General features: G+C 74.0%; 15 protein-coding genes and 1 pseudogene. 3 read left to right on the top strand and 13 right to left on the bottom strand.

Features of this window, described 5'->3' with window-relative positions; genetic code table 11:
• Positions 1–99: 99 nt before the first annotated feature.
• Positions 100–762: a response regulator transcription factor gene (locus RMN57_RS01120; protein ID WP_313761437.1), complete on the bottom strand. Its 663-nt coding sequence runs from the start codon at positions 760–762 to the stop codon at positions 100–102.
• The gene (locus RMN57_RS01125; protein WP_313761438.1) at positions 737–1,921 is read right to left on the bottom strand and encodes a histidine kinase; all 1,185 of its coding nucleotides are present in this window, start codon (positions 1,919–1,921) and stop codon (positions 737–739) included. The genes RMN57_RS01120 and RMN57_RS01125 overlap by 26 nt, the downstream gene beginning before the upstream one ends.
• 175 nt (positions 1,922–2,096) lie before the next feature.
• Here RMN57_RS01125 and RMN57_RS01130 point away from each other — a divergent pair, with 175 nt between their 5' ends.
• Together RMN57_RS01130 and RMN57_RS01135 are read left to right on the top strand one after the other, a co-directional pair.
• Positions 2,097–4,394 (top strand): MMPL family transporter, encoded by a 2,298-nt coding sequence (locus tag RMN57_RS01130; protein ID WP_313761439.1) that lies wholly within the window; start codon positions 2,097–2,099, stop codon positions 4,392–4,394.
• 394 nt (positions 4,395–4,788) lie between these two features.
• Positions 4,789–5,643, top strand: coding sequence for an S-methyl-5'-thioadenosine phosphorylase (locus tag RMN57_RS01135; protein ID WP_313761440.1), 855 nt, complete (start codon positions 4,789–4,791; stop codon positions 5,641–5,643).
• Positions 5,644–5,794: 151 nt separating this feature from the next.
• Here the strand turns inward: RMN57_RS01135 and RMN57_RS01140 are convergent, their stop codons facing one another.
• A complete protein-coding gene (locus RMN57_RS01140; RefSeq protein WP_313761441.1) occupies positions 5,795–6,238 on the bottom strand; it encodes a hypothetical protein in 444 nt (147 codons plus the stop codon).
• On the bottom strand, positions 6,239–7,321 hold the full coding sequence (locus RMN57_RS01145; protein ID WP_313767681.1) for a molybdopterin-dependent oxidoreductase: 1,083 nt from the start codon (positions 7,319–7,321) through the stop codon (positions 6,239–6,241).
• Between the two features lie 206 nt (positions 7,322–7,527).
• Between RMN57_RS01145 and RMN57_RS01150 the strand changes: the two genes are divergently transcribed.
• A complete protein-coding gene (locus RMN57_RS01150) occupies positions 7,528–8,925 on the top strand; it encodes a glycosyltransferase 87 family protein (protein ID WP_313761442.1) in 1,398 nt (465 codons plus the stop codon).
• 259 nt (positions 8,926–9,184) lie between these two features.
• On the opposite strand, the gene RMN57_RS01155 is transcribed toward RMN57_RS01150, so the two are convergent.
• The 9 genes and pseudogenes from RMN57_RS01155 to ureG all read right to left on the bottom strand — a co-directional run bounded on the left by RMN57_RS01155 (position 9,185) and on the right by ureG (position 19,479).
• Complete coding sequence (locus tag RMN57_RS01155) at positions 9,185–9,904, bottom strand: methyltransferase domain-containing protein (RefSeq protein ID WP_313761443.1); 720 nt, start codon at positions 9,902–9,904, stop codon at positions 9,185–9,187.
• Positions 9,901–10,620, bottom strand: coding sequence for a DUF2064 domain-containing protein (locus RMN57_RS01160; RefSeq protein WP_396327985.1), 720 nt, complete (start codon positions 10,618–10,620; stop codon positions 9,901–9,903). The genes RMN57_RS01155 and RMN57_RS01160 overlap by 4 nt, the downstream gene beginning before the upstream one ends.
• Positions 10,594–11,295 (bottom strand): annotated as a pseudogene (locus tag RMN57_RS01165) (glycosyltransferase family 2 protein); the annotation flags it as partial. The pseudogene RMN57_RS01165 and the gene RMN57_RS01160, both read right to left, overlap by 27 nt.
• 222 nt (positions 11,296–11,517) lie before the next feature.
• Positions 11,518–12,573 (bottom strand): NAD-dependent epimerase/dehydratase family protein, encoded by a 1,056-nt coding sequence (locus RMN57_RS01170; protein ID WP_313761444.1) that lies wholly within the window; start codon positions 12,571–12,573, stop codon positions 11,518–11,520.
• Positions 12,574–12,738: 165 nt separating this feature from the next.
• Positions 12,739–13,548 (bottom strand): xanthine dehydrogenase accessory protein XdhC, encoded by an 810-nt coding sequence (xdhC, locus tag RMN57_RS01175; RefSeq protein WP_313761445.1) that lies wholly within the window; start codon positions 13,546–13,548, stop codon positions 12,739–12,741.
• Position 13,549: 1 nt separating this feature from the next.
• Positions 13,550–15,991, bottom strand: a complete 2,442-nt coding sequence (gene xdhB, locus RMN57_RS01180) for a xanthine dehydrogenase molybdopterin binding subunit (RefSeq protein WP_313761446.1) — start codon at positions 15,989–15,991, stop codon at positions 13,550–13,552.
• Positions 15,988–17,457, bottom strand: coding sequence for an FAD binding domain-containing protein (locus RMN57_RS01185; RefSeq protein WP_313761447.1), 1,470 nt, complete (start codon positions 17,455–17,457; stop codon positions 15,988–15,990). Before RMN57_RS01185 ends, xdhB begins: the two co-directional genes overlap by 4 nt.
• A 460-nt stretch (positions 17,458–17,917) precedes the next feature.
• Entirely contained in the window at positions 17,918–18,862 is a 945-nt protein-coding gene (locus RMN57_RS01190) for an urease accessory protein UreD (protein ID WP_380236966.1), read from the bottom strand.
• Complete coding sequence (gene ureG / locus RMN57_RS01195; protein ID WP_313761448.1) at positions 18,859–19,479, bottom strand: urease accessory protein UreG; 621 nt, start codon at positions 19,477–19,479, stop codon at positions 18,859–18,861. Before ureG ends, RMN57_RS01190 begins: the two co-directional genes overlap by 4 nt.
• Positions 19,480–19,490 lie beyond the last annotated feature (11 nt).

A 19,490-nucleotide genomic window follows, 5' to 3' on the forward strand; every position in this document is an offset into this window, starting at 1 on the left:
GTCACGCTCCGGGGCGGGTGAGGCACTTGGAGCCGACGTGAGCCGACCGGTGCACTGATGTCCGGGCGGGGACTCATGGGACATGACCCGGCACCCGGCTCAGGTTCCGGGGAGGATGCGGCGCGTTTCGTAGGCCCACATCGCGATCTCGACCCGGTTGCGGGCGCCGAGTTTGGCCATCAGGCTGGCCAGATGCGTCTTCACCGTGCTGAGGCTGATGTGCAGTGCATCGGCGATCTCGGTGTTGGTCAGCCCGCGAGCGACGGCGAGGAGCACCTGCTCCTCGCGGGCGGTGACGGGTGAGACCGGCTGGGCCGCGGGCCGGCCGGCGGGCAGGTCCGCGAATGCCTGGAGCAGACGGACGGTGACGCTGGGCGCGATGAGCGCCTCACCGTCGGACGCCGACCGGACGGCCTGGGCCAGAAGGTCCGGTCCCGTGTCCTTGAGGAGGAATCCGCGGGCGCCGGCCCGCAGCGAGCCGTAGACGTACTCGTCGAGGTCGAACGTGGTGATGACGACCACGGCCAGCGGGTCGGCGACGCCCGGGCCGGCGACCAGCCGAGTGGCCTCAAGCCCGTCGAGTACGGGCATGCGGATGTCGAACAGGCAGACGTCGGGGCGCAGTTCGCGGGCCAGACGTACCGCTTCCCGCCCGTCGGCGGCCTCGCCGACCACCTCGATGCCGGGCTGGGCGTTCAGCATGATCCGCAGCCCGGCGCGGATGATCGTCTGGTCGTCAGCGACGAGGACGCGAATGGACACCGCTCTCGCTCCTCGCTCTCGGCAGCTCGGCTTCGACATGCCAGCCCCGGTCGGTACCCGGGCCGGCTCGTAGTGTGCCGCCGATCAGGGTCGCGCGCTCGCGCAGTCCGGTAAGTCCGTATCCGTCGCGACCCCGGCCGGTGCGCCGGCCGTTGTCCCGCACGCTCACCCGTACCGTGTGCCGCTCCGCGGCGACCCGGACGACGACCTCGGTCGCGTCGACCGCATGGCGCAGCGCATTGGTCACCGACTCCTGCACGATCCGGTAGACGGCGGCGTCCACGGCCGGGGGCAGCGTGTCCAGCTCGCCGTCGAGCCCCAGGTCGACCCGGATGCGACCGCCGGGGGTGCGCACCAGGCGCTCCAGATCCGCGACGCCGGCAGGGGGCGCCAGCTCGGCGCCGACCCCGCGGTCGCGCAGCGCGGCGACCATGGCGCGCATTTCCTCCAGCGTGCGCGCCCCTTCCTCCTCGACCCCCTCCAGCGCCTCGACCGCGGCGGACGGGTCGGTACCCGCGAGCACCCGGCCCGCCTGGGCGGTGATCACCATGGCCGACACGTGGTGGGCCACCGTGTCGTGCAGCTCCCGGGCGAGCTGCTCGCGCTCGCGGGAGCGCACCTGCGCCAACTGCCGCTCGCGAGCGGTCACCCGGAACCGCACCGCGGCCCCGACCACGCCGGGCAGCAGCCCGAAGACGAAGCCCACGACCTTCTCGACGACCGGGGTCTCGTCCGTGACGGCACACAGCGCGCACGCCGCGACGATCACCGCGCCGCCCAGCACGATCTCCCGTCCCGATCCCCACCGGGGCAGCGCGTACACCAGCACGAGCACGACCGCGCCGGTGTACAGGCCGACGGGCTCGCGCGGTGCGGCGACGAGCGAGGCCACCTGAAGCAGGATCACCGAGCCGAACGCCAGCGTGGCCATCGCCAGCGGGCGGGTCCGGCGCCACAGGGGCAGCAGGCACAGCCATACGGCGAACACCACCGCCACCGGACGCCACACGACGTTCTCGCGCAGAGTGGCCTCCAGCGCCACACCGGCAAGGGCCGCGGCGGGCAGCGCCCAGTCCCGCCGCACCCGGGCGGGCGCGTCGGGCGGCCGGGGTTCGGTCCACAGGGTTCGCAGGTCGTCTCGCAGCACGGTTCGCAGCACGGTTCTAAGCCTAGGGACCGCGGCGTGCCGCGCATCGGCCGAAAGGACGGGTCGTCACTCCGCCCCGGGGCCGACGGATCCGCGGCCCGCGGGCCGATGCCGCGGAGCGCCGTGGCGAGGAGCCTCGGCATCGGCGGCCGTACAAGGACGGCCGACGAGGTGGTTGGAGGACCCGATGCTCTCGAAAGCCCTGCTGCGCCTGGGCGCAAGCGCCGCCCGCCATCCCTGGCGGGTGATCGCGGCATGGCTGGTCGCCGCGATGCTCGCCGTCCTCGCCGCCGTCGCCTTCGGCGGGCGGAACGCGGATGCGATGACCGCGCCGGGACTGGACTCCCAGCGGGCCGCGGAACTGATCGAGCGGGCCGGCACCGGCCAGGAGGGGATGACCGCCCAAGTGGTCGTCACCCCCCTCGACGGCGCTGCGACGTTCTTCGACCACGACGGTGCGCGCACCGCTCTCACGCGGCTGCAGACCGAGGTGAAGCGGCTGCCGCACGTGCTCGGCACGAGCGACCCGGCGGGGGCGCTCGACGCGGGCGGGGACACCGCCGTGCGCGGGGACACCGCCGTGCGGGGCGGCCTCGTCTCGGCCGACGGGCGGATCGCGGTCGTCCGGGTGCAGTACCCCGACCAGAGCCGGCTGTCGGCCGAAGACCTCGACGCCCTCGTCGATCTCGGCGACCGGCTGCGCGCCGAACTGCCCCTGCGCATCGAGATGGGCGGGAGCCTCTTCTACGCCTTCTCCGACCCCGACGGCGGCGCGAGCGAGTTGATCGGCCTCCTCGCCGCGGCCGCGATCCTGTTCCTGGCGTTCGGTTCGCTCGTCGCCGTCGCGCTGCCGATCGGCATGGCGGTCTTCGGACTGACCGTCGGGGTCGCCACGATGACCGTACTGGCGGGGGTGACGGACGTGCCCACCTTCGCACCGGTCCTGGGCAGCATGGTCGGGCTCGGGGTGGGCATCGACTACGCGCTGTTCGTGCTCGCCAGGCACCGGGAGTACCTCGCGCGCGGGCTCGATCCCCGCGAGGCGGCGGGCCGAGCGGTGGCCACGGCGGGGCGGCCCGTGGTCTTCGCCGGCGGCACCGTCGTCGTATCGATCCTCGGCCTGGCGGTCGCGAACGTACCGTTCATGACGGTGGGCGGGGTTGCCGTCTCGATCGTCGTTCTGATCATGGTGGTCGCGTCGGTGACACTGTTGCCGGCCTTCCTCGGCGCCGCCGGCCCACGCCTGGCCCGGGCCGGCCGGATCGGCCGGATCGGCCGGGCTCTGCAGACCAGGAAGCCGGGCCGACCCGCACGGCGGCGGGACCAGGCGGCAGGCACCGCCCACGCCGCCGGGTGGCGTCGCTGGATCGGGCACGTCAGCCGGCACCCGGTGCCGTACGCGGTCGGCGCGGCGGGGCTGCTGCTGACCGCGACGCTGCCCGTGCTCGGCCTGCGCGTCGGCCTGCCCGACGACGGCTCACTGCCCCACAGCCGTACCGAGCGCCGGGCCTACGACCTCGTCGCCGAGGGGTTCGGCCCGGGCACCAACGGTCCCCTCGTCATCGCCGCGGACCCCACCGGTGATCCGGGAGTGCTGGACCGACTCGTCGCAACGGTCGCGGCGGACCCGGGCATCGCATCCGTCGCGCCGGCGCACATCGATCGGGCCACCGGCATCGCGACCCTCGTGGTGTTCCCGACCACCGGCCCTCAGGACAAGGCCACGGCCGACACCATCGCCCGGCTGCGCACCGACGTGCTGCCCGCGGCGATCGGGCACGGCCCGGCCAGGGCCCACGTCGGCGGCGCCGCCGCGAGCCTGTCCGATGTGGGCCGACGCACCAGCCAGCGCCTGCCGGTGTTCGTCGCCGCCGTGCTGGCGATGTCGTTCCTGCTGCTGATGCTGGTCTTCCGCTCGGTACTCGTACCGCTCAAGGCGGTGCTGCTGAATCTGCTGAGCATCGGCGCGGCCTACGGCATCATGGTCGCGGTCTTCCAGTGGGGCTGGGGAGGCGCACTCATCGGGCTGGAAGCGACGGTTCCGATCGTGTCGTTCATCCCGATGTTCCTCTTCGCCATCCTGTTCGGCCTGTCGATGGACTACGAGGTGTTCCTCCTCTCCCGCGTACGCGAGGAGTACCTGCGCACCGGCGACAACGGCACGGCGATCGTTGAGGGCGTCTCGCGCACCGCCCGGATCATCACCTCGGCCGCCCTCATCATGGTGGCGGTCTTCCTGTCCTTCGCCGTCGCCGAGGACCCCTCCAGCAAAATGTTCGGGCTCGGCCTGGCCACCGCGATCTTCATCGACGCCACGGTCGTACGCATGGTGCTGGTACCGGCGACCATGACACTCCTCGGCCGGACCAACTGGTGGCTGCCGAAATGGCTGGACCGGATGCTTCCCGGCGGCCCGGTCGGCACCGACGACACCGACGCTGAATCCACGGGTGAGGCCCCGCGTCCACGGCTGATCGACCGTTGACTCAACTCCTGCCCCGCCCTCGGCGTGCGGCACCTCAGCGCGCCACCTGCGGTCCCTGCGGGCCGGTACGCCTCTCTACGTGCCGGCTGTGCCTCACCCACCCTGGAACGTTCGATGACTCGTGAGGGCATCGGGCCGGGAGGGGGCGGACGTCGAAGGGAACCTCGGGGAAGTACTGGGACGTCGTCGAGCGGACCTCGGCCGGCGTATGAACCGCCGCCGCCCGGCCCACGACTACGAAGCCCGCCCCACCCCGGGCGGTGCGGTGGTGTTCGGGAACCGTAAGGGGTCGGGCCGGTGTGGTCCGGGTGTCCGGCTCCTACAGTGGCCGGGACGTTTGCCGGTGCCCGGAGTTGTCCCGGGCCGGGATGTTTGCCGTGGAGAGGATGGCGGAATGACGACGGATCAGGGCGTACCGCGCGCCGAGTTGGGCGTGATCGGCGGTTCGGGGCTGTACGCGCTGCTGGACGACGTGGTCGAGGTGCGGGTGGAGACGCCGTACGGCGTGCCGAGCGACGCGCTGTTCGTGGGCGAGGTGGCCGGGCGCCGGGTGGCGTTCCTGCCGCGGCACGGGCGCGGGCACGGGGTACCGCCCCACCGGATCAACTACCGGGCGAACCTGTGGGCGCTGCAGTCGCTGGGCGTGCGCCAGGTGCTGGGCCCCTGCGCGGTCGGCGGCCTGCGGGAGGAGTACGGGCCGGGGACGCTGCTGGTCCCGGACCAGTTCGTCGACCGTACCGCGGGCCGGGTGCAGACCTTCTACGACGGCGTCGCGCTCCCGGACGGCGCGGTACCCGAGGTGGTGCACGTCTCGATGGCAGACCCGTACTGCCCGGCCGGGCGTGCCGCGGCGCTGGAGGCGGCCCGGGAGAGCGGCTGGGAGCCGGTGGACGGCGGGACGCTCGTGGTGATCGAGGGCCCGCGTTTCTCCACCCGGGCGGAGTCCCGGTGGTTCTCCGCCAACGGCTGGTCGGTCGTGGGGATGACCGGCCACCCGGAAGCCGTCCTCGCCCGGGAACTCGGCCTCTGCTACACGTCGATGGCGCTGGTGACCGACCTCGACGCCGGGGTGGAGACGGGCGAGGGCGTCACGCACACCGAGGTGCTGAAGGTCTTCGCGCGCAACGTCGACCGGCTGCGGTCCGTCCTGTTCGAGGCCCTCGAACGGCTGCCCGTCGACCGTGACTGCGTCTGCTCGCACGCCCTGGACGGGCTGGCGACCGGCCTCCCCGGGGTCCCGGGCGACTGACGCGCCCCGGCCCGGTCGTCGCAGACCGCGCGCGGCCCGCGCCGGGCGGGGCGCAACGGTTCGGTCTCCGCACGGCTCGTACCCTTGCCTGCGCGGGTACCCGCCCCGGCGCGGCCGCACATCGCGTCCGCGCCGGGCGGGACGGTGCCCCTCACTCGCGGGGGCGGGGGGCCTCCGGGTCGTGCCCCGGCCCGCCGTCGCCCGCCGGGCGGCGCCGCCGCCGGGCCAGCGCGACCAGCAGTGCGAACGCTCCGGTGGCCCCCAGCACCAGAAGCCAGTTGCGCAGGTACGGCAGCGGCAGCACCGTGGGGTTGCCGTGGTCCTCGCCGGCGTGCAGCACCGCCGGCAGCCCCACGGCGGTGACCGCCGCCGCGACGACCAGCCAACCGCGCAGCACCGGCCCGCGGGCGACGGAGGCGCCGACCAGGCATGACAGCGGCACCCAGAACCCGTCGTGCAGGACGAGGCCACCGCCCGCCCAGACCAGCACGTCCCACGGAGCCGTGATGTACGGGTCGTTGAGGAAGCCGTACACGCCGTACCCGGTCAGGGCGAGGCCACCGAGCAGAACGATCCCGCGCAGCCACCGGGCCATTCAGATCACCTCCAGCCGCGCGACCCACTTGGTCTGCAGCACGCCGGGGCGGTTCGGGGCGATGATCCGGGCGGGGAACCCGTGGTCGGCCGCCAGCACCTCGCCGTTGACGCGCAGCGCCAGCAGGGCGAGCGGGTCCTCGGCGTACGCGGCGGGCAGTTCCGTCACCCGGTACGGGCCGTCGGCCTCCAGCGAGGTGACCCGCATCCCGGACCCGGCCGGGGCTCCGGCCCGCGCCAGCAGATCGGCGATCCGCACACCGGTCCAGCGGGCCGAGGCGCTCCAGCCCTCCACGCAGGCGATCGGCAACTCGACCTCGTGCTGCGGCAGTCGCTCCAGTTCGGCGAGGCTGAGCCGGAACGGCCGCGGGCCGTCCACGGTGAGCCTCCAGTCGGCGGGCACGGTGACCGTCCCGGCCTGCGCGGCCGTCCGGTTCACCGGCAGGCCCTGCGGGCCGACGCCCGGGCGGCGCGGCGCCAGCAGGTCCAGCCCGCTCAGCCACGGCACGCTCTGGCCTGCGGTGGTGAGGGTGACGACGCCGACCGCGGCGGTGACCGAGGTGAGGAACGCCCGGCGCTGGGCCAGGCCGGGCCGGCGCCCCCGCCAGTACCGCACGATCAGCGGCGCCTTCACGGCGACGTGCACCAGCAGGCCGCCGGTGGCCAGCCAGCCGAGCCAGAAGTGGGTTTGCCGGAACGGGAACGGCCACGGGTACCACTGCAGCGTGTTGAACAACCCCGTGAACAGCTCCAGCAGTACCGCCGCCACCAGCAACGCGATGCTCAGCCGTTCCAGTGCGTGCAGGACGCTGCGCGCCGGCGGCCACTCGAAGAGCCGCGGGAACACCGTCCAGAGCTTGGCGCCGACCAGGGGGATCGCGGCGATCCCGCTGATCACGTGCAGCCCCTGGGTGATGCGGTAGCCGTTCACCGGCCGGCTCGGCAGGTGCCCTGCCAGCCAGGTGGGCGGGTCCTGGAGCAGGTGACTGTAGAGGCCGGTCAGGAAGCAGGTCAGCAGTGCCGCGCCCAGCCAGCGGCCGAGCACCACCGCGGTGCGCGGCTCGTGCAACGGCGAGGTGAACACCCCTTCGCGGAACGGGCCGCGGCGCAGGGAGTCGGGCGGGGTGGGCAGGGGAACGTCGTACCGGCGCGATTCGCCGGGGGGATTCGGTGTCACGTGTTCATCGAAGCGCCCCGGAGGCGGGTGGCGGGGCTCCGACGTGCTTACGGAATCCGAACGGCGTCCTGCCGGAGCGGCCGCGAGGGCCGTCCCGCTGGCAGGGTGGCCGCGTGGTCAACCGTGCTCTCCTCCCCTGTCTCCTCGCCCTCGCCGCGCTGGTCGGCGCGCTCGCCCTGACCGTCACCGGCGGCGGCACGCTCGGTCACCGGGCGCCGCTGTACGTCTGGTACGCCGCCGACGCCGCACTGTTCGCGCTCGCCGTCCTGCTGCTGCGCCGGGTGCCGGACTGTCACGTGGTCCCGCTGGTGCTGGCGGGCGGTGTCGCAGTGGCCGCCGTCGGGTTGCTCGCGCCGCCGCGCACCAGCGACGACGCCTACCGGTACGTCTGGGACGGCAGGGTCCAGGCCGCCGGCATCTCGCCGTACGCGCACACCCCGGACGACCCGGCGCTCGCCCGGCTCCGGGACCCGGGGCTGTGGCCGACGGACGGCCGGTGCGACGGCTGGGACGAGCGGCTCACGGTGGCGGGCGACTGCACCCGGATCAACCGGCCCGCCGTGCACACCGTCTACCCGCCGGTCGCGGAGGCCTGGTTCCTGGTGCTCCACCCCTTCGGCGGCGGGGTGCGCGGGGTGCAGGCGGCCGGCGCGCTGCTGGCGGTGGCCACCACCGGGGCGCTGCTGGTCGTCCGGCGGGCGAGCCGGCGGGCGGCCCTGTGGGCGTGGTGCCCGGGCGTGACGGTCTGGTCGGTCAACGACGCCCACGTGGACACGCTCGGCGCGCTGCTGCTGGTCGCCGGCCTCGGGTGCGTGGCGGCGCGGCGGCCCGGGAACGGCCGGTCCGGTCGACGGACGGTGAACGGGGGCGCGCTGATCGGCGCCGCGGTGGCGGTCAAGCTGCTCCCCGGGCTGGCCCTGCCGGGTGCGCTCGCCCGCAGACCGCTGCGCGAGGTCGTGGTGCTGCTGGCCGGCACGCTCGGCGCGTTCGCGCTGTCCTACCTGCCGTACGTGGCCGCCTCCGGTGTCGGGGTGCTCGGCTACCTGCCGGGCTACCTGCGGGAGGAGGGCTACGAGCAGGGGCACCTCGACCGCTTCGGTCTGCTGGCCCCGTTCCTCCCGGCGGCGTCGCTGCCCTGGGCGGCGGGTGCCGTGGTGGCGGGCGTCGCCCTCCGGGTGCTGCGCCGCGGTGACCCGGCCCGCCCGTGGAGCGGCGCGCTGCTGGTCACCGGGACGGCGTTGCTGGTCGTCGCGCCCGCCTACCCCTGGTACGGGCTGCTGGTGGTGGCGCTGGTCGCGTTGGACGGGCGGTGGGAGTGGCTGGCCGTACCGGCGGCCGGGCAGTACCTGTACCTTGCCGGCGGCTACCAGGCCCAACAAGCCGCGTACGGCGTGGCGTTGGCGTGCGTCGTCGTGGGGCCGGCGGTGCGGTGGGCGGCTGGTCGGCGGGCACCCCGCACCCCGGGGACGCCAGCCGGGAACCGAATGCCGGAACGGTCAACGCCTGTGTGACCCAAGGGTGTTGGTGTCCGTTCACCGGGCAAGGGACGAAACAGGCGGGGGCCCGACCGACACCGCGGTCGGGCCCGCGCGGCGTCGGGCGGGCGGCACCGGACCCACCGGCGTAGACGCGGGGAAGCCGTCGATCCGACCGGAGGTTGGACGACAGCCGGCAGCACCTGGCCGGCCGACCGGCGCTTCCCACCGGTCGGCCGGACCGTCGAACGGGTGCGGCCTGCGGCGCTTGTGGGGTCGTACGGGACCCGGCCGCTCAGCCCTTGCGCAGGGCGAGGAAGCGCCGGCCGTGGGAGGTCCAGCGTTCCGCCACCGTCAGGCCGGCCCGACGGGCGCGCCGGGCGGTGGCCGCGGCGCCGAGCCGGGCCCAGGCGAACGGCGGTCCGAGCCGGCCGTCCGCCCCCTCCACCCGGACGGTGAGCCGCTCGTCGAGCTCCCTGGGCTCCACCTCGACCAGCAACAGGCCGCCCGGGGCGATCAGTTCGGCTCCGCGCCGGAGCAGCGCGTCCGGGTCGCCGCCGATCCCGAGGTTGCCGTCGGCCAGCAGCGCGGCGCCCCAGCGGCCCTCGGCCGGCAGTCGGTCGAACACCGACCGATGCAGGGCCGGGCCGCCGAGCAGCCGCGTGCGGGCCACGGCTGCGCCGGTGACGTCGACACCGAGTGCCGGGACGCCGAGTGCGAGCAGGGCGGCGACCAGCCGCCCCGGCCCGCAGCCGAGGTCCAGCACCGGCGCCGGCAACCCGACGCAGCGCAGCAGCAGGCTGTGGTCGGCGCCGTCGGCCGGCGTGCACCAGCGCTCGACGTCCAGGGGGATCCGGTCGCCGTCCTCGCGGCGCAGCCAGAGCGGGCCACACCCGGCCAGGACGGCCTCGGCGAACGGGTCGTCCTGCCAGGGGGCCGTCCGGGCGGCGGGCACCGCGGCGGTTCGCGGGCGGCGCCGGGCCGGGGCGGACGCGGTGGTCCGGGTGGGCGTCACCGGGCCGCCTCGGCCGGGGTGTCCCCCACCGCCCCTGCGGCGGCGTCCGCCGCGCCGGCGTCGAGCGAGCGCAGGCGCGCGGCGAAGGTGCCGGTCGGGGCCCGGCCGGCGACCAGGCGCGCGTCCCGGACGGTGTCCACGTCGGTGAGCTCCGGTAGGTGGTGCACCCTGAGCCCGGCCGCCGTCAGCCGGTCGAGCAGCGCCCGACCGGTGTCCGCGGTGGACATCGGCACCCCCAGCAGCAGCCGGCGGGCCAGCCGCTCCGTCGGCCGGGCCAGGCCGAGGGCCCAGAAGCCGCCGTCGCTCGCCGGCCCGTACCAGGCGTCGACGCCGGCGCGGCGGGCCGCCGACAGCGGTTCGGCCAGCACGGCGGCGCTCAGCTGCGGGGTGTCCATGCCCACCAGCAGTGCCGGGGCCTCCGGAGCCAGCCGTGCCGCCGCGGCGAAGGCCGCCGCGAGCCGCTCGTCCAGACCACCGCCGGACTGCCGGACCACCTGCCAGCCCACGGGCAGCCACGCACCCGGTTCGCCGTCCAGGACCAGCAGCCGCCGGGAGGCCGGGACGGTCTCCAGTGTGCGCAGGGTGTCGGCGAGCGCGGCCTCGGCCAGCGACGCCGCCTGCTCGGGCGTGAACGGCGGGGTGAGGCGGGTCTTCACCCGGCCCGGTACCGGCGCCTTGGCGATCACCAGCAGGGTCGGCGGCGGCGCGGCCAGCACCGCCCGCATGTCCCGGACGGCCTGTCGGGTGCCGCGGAGGGTCCCGGTGACCTTGGAACGGCCGGCGCGCGGCAGGTAGTCGACGGACCTCTCGGTGATCCGTAGACCGGCCGAGGCGGCGGACAGCACCATCTCCAGCGGGTAGCCGGAGCGGCGGTCGCCCAGACCGAGCGCCAGCAGCCGTTCCCGGCGCGCCGCTCGCATCGGGCCCAGGTCGTGCAGCGGCGCGCCGGTACGGGCCCGCAGCCGACGGGCCAGCTCGGCGTTGGCCAGCCGGGCGTGCACCGGCCACGCCCCGACCGAGACCGGCCGGCGGCGGCCCAGCACGAGGTCGGCCGAGCCGGCCAGGACCGGGCCGGTCACCCGGGTGAGCTGGGCGGGGTCGAGCGACCCGTCGCAGTCCAGGAAGCAGACCAGTTCGGCGGTGGCGGCCAGGAGCCCGGCGTGGCAGGCCGCACCGAAGCCGCGCCGGGGCTCCTCGACCACGGTCGCGCCCAGCGAGCGGGCCAGCTCGGCCGAGCCGTCCCGGGAGCCGTTGTCCACCACGATCGCCCGCCAGCCTGCGGGGATCCGGCCCAGCACCCACGGCAGCGCCGCGGCCTCGTCCAGACAGGGCAGGACGACGTCGACGGTGACTGCCGTACGGGAGTCGGCACCGGTCGGAGCGGGATCCACGGCGGTGCCGGGATCCGGAACAGGGGGAAGGGAAGAGGTCACGCCGTCACGCTAAGCGCGCCGGACCGCCCGGAGGCCGTACCGCCGCCTTACGGAATTCCTACGGCGCACCGGCGCGGCCCGGACAGCACCCCGGATGGCCGAAGGACCTGCCGAAGACCTTAAGGATCCCGAACGGATCCTGCGCGCTCCCGGGCCGGCGCACTGTGGACGTCCCTGTGGTCAGACCCGCAGCGGTGCGGCGGCGAATTCGGCCATGCCGGCGGTGAACGGGACGCGGGCCTGCCAGCCGAGCTCCTCGCGCAGGCGGGTGGAGTCGGCGGTGATGTGCCGGACGTCGCCGAGCCGGTACTGGCCGGTCACCACCGGGGCCGGGCCGCCGTAGGCGGCTGCCAGGGCCTGCGCCATCTCGCCGACGGTGTGGACGTCGCCGCTGCCGACGTTGTAGGCACGGGCGGTGCCGGGCAGCCGCGTGCCGACCGCCGTCAGCGCGGCGAGGTTGGCCCGGGCCACGTCGTCGACGTGCACGAAGTCCCGCCGCTGACCGCCGTCCTCGAACACCCGGGGCGCCTCCCCGCGGGCCAGCGCGGAGCGGAACAGCGAGGCGACCCCGGCGTACGGGGTGTCACGCGGCATGCCCGGACCGTAGACGTTGTGGTAGCGCAGCGTCAGGACGGCGCCGTCGCAGGCACGGGCCCAGGCGGCGGCCAGGTGCTCCTGGGCGAGCTTCGTGGCCGCGTACACGTTGCGCGGGTCGCCCGGGGCGTCCTCCGCCACCAGGCCGGGCAGCAGTGCGGCGCCGCACTCCGGGCAGGGCGGATCGAAGCGGCCGGCGTCCAGGTCGGCCGGGCGGCGCGGGCCGGGTGCGACGTCACCGTGGTCGGGGCACCGGTACCTGCCCTCGCCGTAGACCACCATCGACCCGGCCAGCACCAACCGTCGCACGCCCACGCGCGCCATCGTCGCGAGCAGCACGGCGGTGCCCAGGTCGTTGCAGCCCACGTAGTTGGGCGCGTCGTCGAGGTCCAGCCCGAGGCCGACCATCGCGGCCTGGTGGCAGACCGCGTCCACCCCACTGAGCGCGGCCTCAACCACGGTGCGGTCCCGGACGTCGCCGCGCCGGAACTCCACCGCCGCCGGCAGCTCCGGGACCGCCCCCGACGGGTGCACCGCGGGCAGCAGGGCGTCCAGCACCCGCACCCGGTGCCCCGCCCCGACCAACGCGTGCACGACCGACGAACCGATGAACCCGGCGCCGCCGGTGACCAGAATCCTCATGCCGAGCGACGCTACCGGCGGAGGCCCGCCGTCGGACCGGTGCACGGACGTGCCGTCATGGTTCGGTAAGACGACCGGCCGTGTCCCCGGACACCCCGACCCGTGTCGATGGACCCGTACCGGGTTCGCACTGGCACCGGGGCCCGTGCCGATCAGGCCGGAGAGTCAGTTCTCGTCGGCTTCGAAGGTGCGCAGCAGGTCGGCGGCGACGCTCAGGGCGATCGTCGCGGGTGCCTTGCCGGTGATGTCGGTCAGCCCGATCGGGGTCTTGATCCGGTCGATGGTGGCGTCGTCGTGACCGCCCTCGGTGGCGAGGCGTTTGCGGAACCGCACCCACTTGGCCGCCGAACCGATCAGCCCGATGGAGCCGAGGTGGGTGGTGCGCAGGGCGGCGTCGCACAGGGCGGCGTCCTCGGCGTGGTCATGGGTCATGATCAGGATGTGGGTGCCGTGCGGCAAGTCCTCCAGCACCTCCTCGGGAAGCAGCGGTGTGTGATGGACGTGCACCTGCGCCACCGCGTCCGCCAGCACGTCGAGGCGTTCCTCGGCGAGGATGTCGGGGCGGGTGTCGATCAGGTGGAGGTCGAGGTCCTGGCGTGCCAGGATCCGTGCCAGTTCCAGCCCGACGTGCCCCACGCCGAAGATCGCCACCGCCCGTACCACCGGCAGCGGTTCGAGCAGCACCGAGACCGTGCCGCCGCAGCACTGCACGCCGTGCTGGTTGGTCACCTTGTCGTTGAGTGCGAAGTCCAGCAGTTCCGGTTCCGGCGTGGACCCGGCGATCATCTCCCGGGCCCGGTCGATCGCGACGGCCTCGACGTTGCCGCCACCGATCGAGCCCCACGTCCCGCCCCGCCCGACGACGAGCTTCGCGCCGGCCTCGCGCGGGGCGTGGCCGCGCACGGTCGCGACGGTCACCAGCACGCCGGGCTGCCGGCGCGCTCGCAACCGTGCGACCGCGGTGACCCACGTCATGTCAGGCACCGTTCGACGCGGCAGCGTCGGCTCGGATCCGGCCGTCGGCGGCGTGCCCGTTCCGGGCGTGGCCCTCGGCGGCGGACCCGTCGGGGGTGGAGCCGATCCGGGACACGCCGCCCCGGCGGGCCGCCTGGATCGCCCAGTACACCGCCTCCGGTGTCGCGGGCGAGGCCAACTCGACGCCGGCCCCGCTCGGCCCGAACGCGGCTGCGGCCTGCCGCAACGCCTCGCGCACCGAGAACGCCAGCATCAGCGGAGGCTCACCCACCGCCTTGGAGCCGTACACCGCGCCCTCCTCGCCGGCGTTCTTCAGGAGCGTGACGTTGAACTCCGCCGGCATCTCCGAGAAGCTCGGGATCTTGTAGGTGCTCGCGGCCTGGGTCAGCAGCCGACCGCGGCTCGGCCCGTCACCGACGTCCCAGCGCAGGTCCTCCAGCGTCAGCCAGCCCGCGCCCTGCACGAAGCCACCCTCGACCTGACCGATGTCGATCATCGGGGACAGGCTGTCTCCGACGTCGTGCACGATGTCCACGCGCCGGATGCGGTACGCGCCGGTGAAGCCGTCCACCTCCACCTCGGCCGCGGCGGCGCCATGGGCGAAGTACTTGAACGGCGAGCCCCTGAACGTCTTCGCGTCCCAGTGCAGCCCCTCGGTCCGGTAGAAACCGGCCGCCGACAACTGGACCCGCTGGAGGTAGGCGGTGCGCACCAGGTCGTCCCAGGCCAGTTCCTCGTCGCTGCCCAGGCCACGGGCGACGCCCTCGACGATGCGCACGTCCGCGGCGTTCGAACCCAGCCGGGTGGCGGCCACCTGCTGCAGCCGCTCGCGCAGTTGCTCGCAGGCGTTCTTCACCGCCGCTCCGTTGAGGTCCGTCCCGGCACTGGCGGCGGTGGCGGAGGTGTTGGGCACCTTGTCGGTTCGCGTGGGGGCCAGCCGCACCTTGTGCAGCGGGATGCCCAGCGTGGTCGCGGCCACCTGCAGCATCTTGGTGTGCAGGCCCTGGCCCATCTCGGTGCCGCCGTGGTTGATCAGGACCGAGCCGTCCTTGTAGATCAGCACCAGTGCGCCGCCCTGGTTGAAGGCGGTGAGGTTGAACGAGATTCCGAACTTGAGGCCGGTGATCGCGAGCGCCCGCTTGGTGTTCGGGTGCGCGGCGTTGAAGGCGTCGATCTCGCGCCGGCGATCGGCGATGCCGGCGTTCTCCTTGACCTGCCGCCAGACGGCGGAGATCCGTTCGGGTTGGAGCACCGGTTGTCCGTACGGCGTCGCCTGGCCCTGCCGGTAGAAGTTGCGCTCCCGCAACTCCATCGGGTCCAGGCCGAGAAGCGGCGCGCAGCGGCCCATGATGTCCTCGATCACCAGCATGCCCTGCGGTCCGCCGAAGCCGCGGAAGGCGGTGTTGGAGACCTTGTTGGTCCTGGCGATCCGACCGGTGATGCGTGCGTTGGGGATCCAGTAGGTGTTGTCGACGTGGCACAGTGCGCGGGCCACCACCGGCTCGGACAGGTCCAGGCTCCAGCCGCCGTCCGCGGTCAGGGTGGCGTCCAGGGCCTGGATGCGGCCGTCGGCGTCGAAGCCGATCCTCCACTCGGCGTGGAACCCGTGCCGCTTGCCGGACATGGTCAGGTCCTGGGTCCGGTTCAGCCGCACCCGGACCGGCCGGCCGGTCAGCCTGGCGCCGAGCGCGGCGACGGCGGCGAAGCCGTGCGGCTGCATCTCCTTGCCGCCGAAGCCGCCGCCCATCCGCAGGCACTGTACGGTCACCTCGTGGCTGTGCAGGCCGAGGACGTGCGCGACGATCTCCTGGGTCTCCGAGGGATGCTGGGTGCTGCTCTGGACGAACACCTGCTCGGCCTCGTCGACGTAGGCCAGTGCCGCGTGCGTCTCGAGGTAGAAGTGCTCCTGGTCGGAGAACTGGAGCTCGCCGGTGAACACGTGCGCGGAGTCGGCGAAGCCGGCGTCGACGTCACCGGTCAGCATCACGGGCCGGGCGCCGTGGAGGCTGCCGGCTGCGATCGCTTCCTGAAGGGTGATCAGGGAGGGCTGCTCGTCGACGTCCACCTCGACGGCCGCCGCACCGAGCCGGGCCGCCTCCAGGGTCTCGGCGAGCACCCAGGCGACCGCGTGGCCGTGGAACATGACCTCGTCGGGGAACAGCGGCTCGTCGTGCTTCATCCCGGCATCGTTGACGCCGGGCACGTCGGCACCGGTCAGCACGCGGACCACCCCTGGCACGGCCAGCGCGGGCCCGGTGCGCAGCGCGGTGATCCGGCCGTGGGCCTTCATGACCTGGACCGGGTAGGCGTGCAGCACGTCCTTGGTGCGGTGGATCAGGTCGTCGGTGTAGAGCGCGGCGCCGGTGACGTGCAGGACGGCGCTCTCGTGCGGCACCGGGAGGCCGACGACGGGCTTTTCGGGGCGTTCGGACAACCGGCTCATGACGACACCGCCCCGGTGGTCCGTGCGTACAGCCTCAGCAGGCTCTGGCCGAGCATCGCCGAACGGTACCCGGCGCTGGCACGGTGATCGTCCATCGGAGTGCCTTCCGCCTGCAGCACCCGGGCCGCGGCCTCGACGGTCTCCGCCGTCCACGGCTCGGTCTCCAGGGCCGCCTCGGCGGCGAGTGCGCGGATCGGGGTGGCGGCCACGCCGCCCAGGCCGATGCGTGCCTTGCGGACGATCCCGTCCTCGATGTCGAGCGCGAAGGCGACCGCCACACTGGAGATGTCGTCGAAGCGTCGCTTGGCGATCTTGTGGAAGGCCGTGACCGGCGAGAGCGGCAGCGGGATGCGCACCGTGCGGATCAGCTCGCCGGGACGGCGCACGCTCTGCCGGTAGCCGGTGAAGTAGTCCGCCAGCGGGACCTCGCGCTCACCGTCGGCGTCGGCGAGCACCACCGATGCCTCCAGCGCGAGCAGCACCGGCGGGCTGTCACCGATGGGCGAGCCGGTGCCCAGGTTGCCCCCGAGGGTCGCACCGTTGCGAACGAGCCGGGACGCGAACTGCGGGAACAGCTCCGCCAGCAGCGGGACTCCGCCGTCGAGGCGCCGCTCGATCTCGGTGAGCGTCAGCGCCGCCCCGATCCCGATGTGGTCGGATTCGACGCGCAGCTCCCTCAGTTCGGGGAGCCGGTCGACGGCGACCACGCAATCCGCCCGGCGGGAACGGATGTTCACCTCCACGCCCCAGTCGGTGGAGCCCGCGACCACCATCGCGTCGGGCCGCTCCCGCAGCAACTGCAGCGTCTCCGCCAGGGTGCTCTTCCGTAGGAACGCGCGGTCGTCCTGGGTGTATTCGGTGACCACCGGTGCGGGCGGCGACTGCTCACGACGCTGCGCCAGCCGGTCCTCGGCGGTGGGCGTACCGACGGCGAACGCGGCATCGCGGATCGGGCGGTAGCCGGTGCAGCGGCACAGGTTCCCGCTCAGCGCGTGCAGGTCGAAGCCGTTCGGACCGTGCTCGGCGTCGGAGTCGGCGTCGTCGGCCGGGCCGGGGGGCGCGGAGCGGTCGGGTCGGTAGTACTCGGCGGCCATGCTGCAGATGAATCCCGGCGTGCAGTAGCCGCATTGGGAGCCGCCACGGAGCGCCATCTCCTCCTGTACCGGGTGCAGGGTGGGCGGCCGGCCGGGTTCACCGGGGGCGGCCAGACCTTCGGCGGTGACGAGTTCCTGACCGTCGAGCGCCGCGACGGGGACCAGGCAGGCGTTGACCGCCACCCAGTCGGTGGGCTTGTGCACCCCGGGGCGGGCCACCAGGACGGCACAGGCGCCGCATTCACCCTCGGCGCAGCCCTCCTTGGTGCCGGTCAGGCCACGCTCGCGCAGGAAGTCCAGTGCCGTGGTGTGGGGCGGAGCCGGTGAAATCGGTGTCTCCTTCCCGTTGACCGTGATCCGCGCCGCTACCATGACGGGCCTTCCTTCCGGAGCGCGATCGGTCGCTTCAACAATGTTCCCCAAGTTCAGCAGCTTTCTGTGTGCAGACGCGCCGGGTGAGCGGGGCGCGCGCAGGACGGCAGGCGGCAGCGGCGTGCCGAGAGGTGGTGACGGGACTTCCGGAACGTGCCACGGGCGGGCACGTCAGAGCGGCGTGATCAGCAGCCGTGCGCGATCCGACCGGGGGCCCAGGCCGTGCGGCGGGCGAGGCGACCGAGATCAGAGTCGGTGAACATCTGCTGGTCGCCCCCTCTTCGGTCGCTACGGATCCACGTTCGTCGCAAGCTAGTGGTTGGGTCCACAGAGGTCAAGGGGGCGACCTCGGTCGATCATCCAGGGCCGGGGCACGGTCGTACGCAGGGTCGAACTCGCGGTCCGGTGCGCGAAGGGCTCCGTCGGCCCCGCAACGGGACCCCTACGCTCGGGCCGCCGGTCAGCACTTGCGCAGCGCCGGGGCCGGCGCCCCGATCAGAAGCCGGCGGACGGCGTCCCAGGCCCGGTGGACCGCCCCGGCGACGGCGGGAGGGTCACTGCCGAGGACGCGAAGCCACGCGCCGCTGTCCTCGGGCAGGACGCTGACCCCGTACGGCAGACCGCTGCCGGCCAGCGACCCGTGCAGGGTGTCGGCGATCTCCCGGGCCGGCGCCGCCGAGCTGACGGCGTAGAAGGTGGACACCAGGTCGTGCCCGGCCAGCACGGCCGGGCCGGTCACCCCGCTGCCGCGCGGCTCGAAGCGGACGGTGTCCAGGGCGAACAGCCGGCCGTCGGGCCGGCGCCATTCGAGGTCGGTGGCGAAGACCTGGTAGGCGTTGCGCTCGCCACGGGCCAGCCGGCCGGCCAGCACGGTCTCCCCGGCCAGCACGGTGGCGGAGAGCGCGGCGGTGATCACCGTGCGCTGGTAGAAGCGCGAATCGCGGTACGGGATGGTCGGTTCGGGCAGGTACTCGACGAAGCTGCCGTCCGCCGCCGTGAGGTGGACCTGCTGGGTGGCGTAGTCGGCGTCCATCCGGTGGAGCTTGGTGGCGGCCTGGGTGGTGAGGTGGACGGCGCTGTCCGCCCCGCACCGCAGGTCCAGCCGGAGCCGGTCCGCCTGGACGATGCCACCGCCGGTGGACATCAGGAAGGTGACGGCGAGGTCGGGGCGTGCCGGGTCGAAGTGCAGCGGGCGCATGATCTGCAGCGGGGACTTCTGGTACCGGTGGACCAGTTCGGTCCGGCCGCCGACCCGCTCGAAGTCCAGTTCCAGCAGGCCGATCTTGCCGGGCCGGCCGACCGGGAGCGCGTCCGGCCGGCCGGCGTGGCGGCGCACCGCACGGGGCACGCTCCCGGGCTCGTAGTGGGCCGGGGCGAGCCTGTCGAGCCCGTCAACGGTGATCACACGGCCACCCGGCGGTACGACTCCAGCAGGTCGGCGACCCGGTCCAGGCCTTCACCGGTCAGGCTGTTGGTCAGCACCACCGGGCGGCCCTCGCGCACCCGGTCGGCGTCGGTGGTCATCACCGCGAGGTCGGTGCGGACGTACTGGGCGATGTCGATCTTGTTGATCACCAGCACGTCGGAGTCGGTGATGCCCGGGCCGCGCTTGCGGGGCATCTTCTCGCCCTCGGCGGTGTCCAGCACGAAGAAGAACATGTCGACCAGCACCGGGCTGAAGGTCAGGGTGAGGTTGTCGCCGCCGGACTCGTACAGCAGCGTGTCGACGTCCGGGAACCGTTCCAGCAGTTCGGCGCCGGCGGCCAGGTTCATGGTCGGGTCGTCCCGGACCGCGGTGTGCGGACAGGCGCCGGTCTCCACGCCGACCACGCGCTCGGGGTCGAGCAGCCCGGCCAGATTGCGGCGCACGTGCTCGGCGTCCTCCTGGGTGTAGATGTCGTTGGTGATCACCGCGGGCCGCCGCCCCCGGGCGATCAGCACCGGCACCAGGGCCTCGATCAGCGCCGTCTTCCCCGAGCCCACCGGGCCCGCGATCCCGATGCGCAGTACGTCGTCCGTCATCCCGTCCAACT

This window comes from Kitasatospora sp. CM 4170 (genome assembly GCF_032110285.1).
Lineage (GTDB): Bacteria > Actinomycetota > Actinomycetes > Streptomycetales > Streptomycetaceae > Kitasatospora > Kitasatospora aburaviensis.

Bases quoted from the DNA above. Each gene is read 5' to 3' on its own strand.
- RMN57_RS01135 (WP_313761440.1), top strand. From the start codon at position 4,789: ATGACGACGGATCAGGGCGTACCGCGCGCCGAGTTGGGCGTGATCGGC.
- xdhC (WP_313761445.1), bottom strand. From the start codon at position 13,548: ATGACGTGGGTCACCGCGGTCGCACGGTTGCGAGCGCGCCGGCAGCCC.
- RMN57_RS01185 (WP_313761447.1), bottom strand. From the start codon at position 17,457: ATGGTAGCGGCGCGGATCACGGTCAACGGGAAGGAGACACCGATTTCA.
- RMN57_RS01140 (WP_313761441.1), bottom strand. From the start codon at position 6,238: ATGGCCCGGTGGCTGCGCGGGATCGTTCTGCTCGGTGGCCTCGCCCTG.
- RMN57_RS01130 (WP_313761439.1), top strand. From the start codon at position 2,097: ATGCTCTCGAAAGCCCTGCTGCGCCTGGGCGCAAGCGCCGCCCGCCAT.
- ureG (WP_313761448.1), bottom strand. From the start codon at position 19,479: ATGACGGACGACGTACTGCGCATCGGGATCGCGGGCCCGGTGGGCTCG.
- RMN57_RS01170 (WP_313761444.1), bottom strand. From the start codon at position 12,573: ATGAGGATTCTGGTCACCGGCGGCGCCGGGTTCATCGGTTCGTCGGTC.
- xdhB (WP_313761446.1), bottom strand. From the start codon at position 15,991: ATGAGCCGGTTGTCCGAACGCCCCGAAAAGCCCGTCGTCGGCCTCCCG.